4 protein-coding genes are annotated in these 3,279 nt (G+C 41.2%); all 4 read right to left on the reverse strand.

Annotated elements, in window-relative coordinates; translation table 11 throughout:
* A partial coding sequence (locus tag AAF462_11110; GenBank protein ID MEM7009671.1) for a pyridoxal phosphate-dependent aminotransferase occupies positions 1-1,091 on the reverse strand: 1,091 nt, incomplete at its 3' end.
* 13 nt (positions 1,092-1,104) lie between these two features.
* Positions 1,105-1,587, reverse strand: coding sequence for a pantetheine-phosphate adenylyltransferase (gene coaD, locus AAF462_11115; GenBank protein ID MEM7009672.1), 483 nt, complete (start codon positions 1,585-1,587; stop codon positions 1,105-1,107).
* On the reverse strand, positions 1,587-2,138 hold the full coding sequence (gene rsmD, locus AAF462_11120; GenBank protein ID MEM7009673.1) for a 16S rRNA (guanine(966)-N(2))-methyltransferase RsmD: 552 nt from the start codon (positions 2,136-2,138) through the stop codon (positions 1,587-1,589). The genes coaD and rsmD overlap by 1 nt, the downstream gene beginning before the upstream one ends.
* Positions 2,139-2,203: 65 nt before the next feature.
* Positions 2,204-3,133 carry a methionyl-tRNA formyltransferase gene (gene fmt, locus AAF462_11125; GenBank protein MEM7009674.1) on the reverse strand — a complete coding sequence of 310 codons (930 nt, stop codon included), beginning with the start codon at positions 3,131-3,133 and terminating at the stop codon, positions 2,204-2,206.
* Positions 3,134-3,279 lie beyond the last annotated feature (146 nt).

Below are 3,279 nucleotides of genomic sequence, written 5' to 3' on the forward strand. Positions count from 1 at the left end.
GCAACTCCTGGAACAACGGCTACTTTTGCCTCTACCAATATGTACTCAGTAAAATCAAGTGAATTCTCAATGGTCTTGCCGTCATACTCTTTGCCGTAGTAGCCGGATACGTTAGGGAAAACGTAGAAAGCGCCCTGAGGATCAAAGCAGCTAATGCCTGGGATGGCATTAAGCTTCTCTACAATATAATTTTTACGCTGTTCAAACTCTTTAGTCCTGTCTTCAATTACGCCGTGATCTCCAGTGAATGCTGAAATTGCCGCATACTGTGAGATTGACGTAGGGTTAGATGTGGACTGACCTTGAAGCTTGCTCATCGCGCTTATGACATCTTTATCCCCTGCTGCATACCCTATTCTCCATCCGGTCATTGAGTAGGTTTTGGAGACTCCGTTTACTAAGATAGTTGCCTTTTTAATATCATCACTAAGCGCGGCAACAGGTACGTGTTTCGTATCTCCGTATATGATCTTCTCATAGATCTCGTCTGAAATGATTGTAAGCCCGGCGTCCATTGCAACATCAATAATTGCCCTTAGCTCAGATTCGTTATAAGTTGCTCCGGTAGGGTTAGAAGGATAGTTCAATATGAGAGCTTTGGAATTTGCAGTGATATTTTGTTTTAAAGATTCGGGAGTTAGTTTAAAACCTTGATCTTCATTAGTATCTATAATTACAGGTGTAGCTTCAGCTAGTTTTATCTGCTCAGGGTAAGAGACCCAGTAAGGAGCGGGAACAATAACTTCATCCCCTTTGTCAAAAAGAACCTGCATAATGTTATACAAAGTGTGTTTAGCACCTACCGAGGTTATGATCTCTGATTTTTCATACTCAAGACCGTGGTCTTCTTTGAGACGGTGGATTATTGCGTCCTTTAGCTCATCGATCCCACCAACACCTGTATATTTGGTCATGCCATCATTTATTGCACGGATGGCGTCTTGTTTTACATGATCGGGGCTGTCAAAATCGGGCTCTCCAGCACCAAATCCAATTACATCTACACCTTGAGCTCTAAGGGATTTTGCTTTTGCAGTGATAGTTAGAGTCGCTGAGGGTTGTAGTCTTTGTGCGCGCGCAGATAATTTCATTTGGTAAATCCTCCTAACTTTTTAAAAGTTTTTCCCTTAACCTTTTTTCTACTACTTCGGGCACCATATGGGGAGCCGTCCCGTTTAGTGAAATTACTTCTTTGATTACCGAGGAGCTTATGTGTGAGTACTCACTATCCGTAACCATGAAAACCGTTTCAAGCTCTGAGCTTAGCGTCTTATTGGCTAGCGCCATCTGCATCTCAAACTCAAAGTCTGACACTGTCCTCATACCTCTTAAGACAATGTTGGTTCCCATCCTCTTTATATATTCAACAAGTAGACCTTCAAAATAGTCTACTTTTACATCATCTCTGTCTTTGAATACTTCGTTTATTATTTCGACCCGCTCTTCGACAGAAAAAACAGTCTTTTTAGTAGTATTATGAGCAACAGCTACGATAACTTGGTCAAAGACCTTTACACCCCGCTCAATAATGTTTTTATGTCCATTTGTAAACGGATCAAAAGACCCAGGATAAATAGCTACTTTCATTACTCTTCACCCTTCCTAAAATAACTAACATGTGTGCCGCCAAATGGTCTAGTAATTCTATTAAACCCGGGCAGCTCATTATCTAGCTTATAGTCGTGCTCTATCACTATGACTCCATCTTGATCCAGAAGATCTGAAACATCGCCTATAAAATCGTCTACCTCTAACTCCTCATAAAGCTTATAAGGCGGATCTACAAAAATCAGATCAAAAACCTCATTTCTCTTTCTAAGCCTCAATAGCGCTGACTTATAATCCATACAAATTAGGCTTGCTTTATCTTTAAAACCGCAGTGCTCATAATTCTCATTTGTAATTTTGAACACTGACGGATCTTTCTCTATTGCTACAACACTTCGTGCGCCGCAGCTTATTGATTCTATCCCAATTCCACCAGAGCCTGCAAACACATCGAGCACTTTTAGTCCCGAAATATCGCCCAGGGTGTCAAAAACGGACTTTTTAACCCTGCTCGTCATCGGGCGTATCTTCTGGCCCTTTGGAACTTTGAGCCTTCTGCCCTTCGCAGTCCCTGTCAGCACCCTAAGCATCGGCTTGTTATACTACCATGGAGTCTATGTTTGGCAACGAATACTGTTAAGCGTAATGGCCTTATCTATGAATGGCCCAAGATTGTGCCTTTGGGGATTTTGCGTCCAGTAAGAAATGATTTAGCATCTAGTCTTTTGCCGCCCTCAATTTGAAGCTCAAGAATATCTAAAGCTCCATCTCCAGTTGCAACAGTTAGGTAATTTGTAGAAGATTCCAGCACCTCCCCTGGCTTTGCTTGACCTTGTGATACTTGGGATTTAAATATTTTAAGAGACTTCCCTGAAAAATGAGTAAATGTTCCAGGCCAAGGGTTCATTCCTCTTATTAAGTTATGAAGTTCAAGAGCGGGCTTTGTCCAATCGATCTCGCCATCTGATTTCTTTAGCATAGGGGCATAGGTTGCCTGTGATCCATCCTGCTTTTGAGGAGTTAATTTGCCCTGTTTTAGTTGAGCTATTGTTTCTATTAAAAGTGCTCCGCCCATCTCAGATAAGCGCTTAGAAATTACTCCAGCATCATCTTCATCTGCTATTTCAAGCTCTTTTTTAAGCAGCATATCACCCGTATCCATACCCTCATCCATCAGCATAGTTGTTATGCCTGTAATGGTCTCACCCCTTACCAGGGCCCAGTTAATAGGAGCAGCCCCTCTATATTTTGGTAGAAGTGATGCGTGAACGTTGATACATCCATGCGGCGGTAGATCAAGAATTTCCTTGGATAATATCTTTCCATAGGCAGTGACACAGATTAGGTCCGGATTAAAATACTGAAGCTGGTCATAAAATTCCTGGTTCTTAATTTTCTCTGGCTGAAGGACTGTAATATTATGCTCCATAGCCAATACTTTTGTCGGCGGCTCGCTAATATGGTGCCCCCTTCCCTTGGGCCTGTCTGGCTGTGCTACAACAGCAACTACATCGTCTTCAGATTCAATTAGTGCTTTAAGCGAGGCCACCGCAAATTCAGGTGTACCCATAAAAACTACTCTCATAGCAAGGGATTATATTGTTAAATTACTGAGGATACAAATATAACTAATCGATATTATTTAGTTATTTCGACAATTGTTGTATACATTTAATTATCGGGCTATAATATTATTTAATAGTTGATTTGAATAATTGCATATTAAATGCA

The organism is Thermodesulfobacteriota bacterium, from assembly GCA_039028315.1.
Classification (GTDB): Bacteria; Desulfobacterota_D; UBA1144; order Nemesobacterales; family UBA2774; genus CR02bin9.